1 protein-coding gene and 1 pseudogene are annotated in these 2273 nt (G+C 56.5%); both read left to right on the top strand.

Going from position 1 to position 2273, the window contains the following annotated elements; all coding sequences use genetic code 11:
- Positions 1-306 precede the first annotated feature (306 nt).
- Positions 307-1221, top strand: a complete 915-nt coding sequence (locus ABD76_RS24235; protein WP_197259573.1) for a diacylglycerol kinase — start codon at positions 307-309, stop codon at positions 1219-1221.
- Between the two features lie 705 nt (positions 1222-1926).
- Positions 1927-2273: pseudogene (locus ABD76_RS24230) on the top strand (group II intron reverse transcriptase/maturase); the annotation flags it as partial.

The following is a 2273-nucleotide window of genomic DNA, read 5'->3' as shown; positions in this document are numbered from 1 at the left end:
TGCCGCATCCGGACTTGGTGGAATGGCTCTTCCGCGAGGGGGAGCGGCTGTTGACCGGGATGAGTGCGGAAGATTGCTGAAGGCGGAGGCAGGCGGAGGCCGGACGCTGGCGGCGGGGCCAAGGCAAGCCCAGACGGCTCAGGCATGAACGGGAAGATGCTCGAAGGCGCATTTCACAGTGATATGTTGGATTTTCCATAGTATAATCAAGTAAGCAAGCAATCTGTGAAGGTGCCCGGGATCTGGGAGCTGCGGAGCAGGCATGGCGCCGGAATGGGAATAGAATGCAAACGGGTGACTTAAGGAATGATAAAAAAAGCAAGGTTAATCTATAACCCGACTTCCGGGCGGGAGGAAGGGAAGAAGCGGCTGGCGGATATTCTCCATATGCTGGATTCCGCCGGCATCGAGGCGACGGCGCATGCGACGGATGGCGCGGGCGATGCGACCGCAAGTGCGGCGGATGCGATCGACCGGGGGTATGACATGATCATCGCCGCCGGCGGGGACGGCACGCTGAACGAGGTTATCAACGGCATGGCCGGCAAGCCGTCGCGGCCGCCGCTCGGCATTATTCCGCTCGGCACGACGAATGATTTCGCCCGTGCGCTGGGCATCCCCCGACATTGGGAGGACGCCTGCTCGATTATTACCCGGCAGAAAACGCGAGTCATCGATCTGGGGCAGGCAAATGATACGTATTTCATCAATATTGCGGGCGGCGGGTCGCTGACCGAGCTGACTTATGAGGTGCCCAGCAAGCTGAAGACGATGATTGGGCAGCTCGCTTATTACATGAAGGGCCTGGAAAAGATGACGAGCCTGCGGCCGACGGAGCTCCGCATCGAGGTGGACGGCCACGGCGTGTTCCATGAGGAGTTCATGCTGTTCCTGATTGCGAACACGAACTCGGTCGGCGGCTTCGAGAAGCTGGCGCCGGGGGCGCGCATCGATGACGGCCTGTTCGATGTCATCATGCTGAAGAAATGCAATCTGGCGGAGTTCATCCGCGTGGCGGGGATGGCGCTGCGGGGCGATCATATTCTCGATCCGCTCATTATCCATGTCCAGTCGAAGCGGGTGTCGGTGACGTCGCCGGATACGGTGCAGCTCAATCTGGACGGCGAATATGGCGGGCTGCTGCCGGGGACGTTCCAGGTGCTGCCGTCGCATTTGCGGATTTTTGCCGACATTCCGGAGGAACTGCCTGCCCAAGGGTAAGAACGGCATCCCGCGCTTGTGTGCGCTTGCCCCAGGAGGGTGGGGGAAGCAGCCCATGTCGCGAGTGCCGACGCGGCCCTTGCTGCGGCCATGCAGCGGTCCCGGCTGCGACGCAAGGCTGTTGCGTTGCGGCCATTGTTGGTGCGCCCAGCATGGGCGCTATCTCTAGGGTTCAAGTCCCGAACGGTGAAGGCAGTAGTAGCCGTAGCTTAAGACAAGGGTGTCGACCGTGAGGTCGAATCTGAAGGAAGTCGGCGGCAAATCTCCGGTCTGAGGAACACGAACTTCATATAAGGCTAGCGCATGTTGGATGAGGTTGCCAAACAAACCAAAGTCCTTACTGCCGAAGGCATGCGAAAGTAAATGAAGCAGATAGATGGAGAGGAAGATAGCGCTCTTACCTGGGGAGATCTGTATGAACGCAGAGTAACTCTGTAAATCTGCCTGTGAAGGCAGACTGAACATACAGAAGTCAGCAGAGGTCATAGTACGACGGTTGTGACGTCAACGGTCGGAAGGACTGAACATGTTATAGGAATTGAACAACTTGGATTTCGAATGTAAGCAATGAAGGCAGACAATCTCCTGTTTTTATTCTCGGAGACCTATCTGGGGAAGTAGCGGTGAATACGCAAGGGTATCCAGAAGGGCTGAGCTTACAGCGGCATGAACAGAAGAACAATTCACGCGAGGAGTATGTCACGAATGATGGAGTTGCTGTTGTCACGGGAAAACTTGCTAACTGCACTGAAACGTGTGGAGGAGAACAAAGGAAGCCACGGCGTAGACGGAATGGCCGTAAAAGAGTTACGAGCCCACATCCTGCAAAACTGGCAAGAAATCCGTCACCGCTTGAAAGAGGGAACCTATGAGCCAAGTCCAGTCCGTCGGGTCGAAATCCCGAAACCGAACGGGGGAGTTCGGCTATTAGGCATACCAACCGTGACAGACCGATTCATTCAACAAGCAATAACGCAAGTATTGACACCGGTGTTTGACCCTGCATTTTCCGAACATAGCTATGGGTTTCGTCCGCGCAGACGAGGCCATGA

Origin of the sequence: Paenibacillus dendritiformis, assembly GCF_015845845.1 — a bacterium.
GTDB lineage: Bacteria > Bacillota > Bacilli > Paenibacillales > Paenibacillaceae > Paenibacillus_B > Paenibacillus_B dendritiformis_C.
The sequence above is the reverse complement of the archived record's forward strand: the minus strand, read 5'-3'. Positions and strand labels throughout refer to the sequence as shown.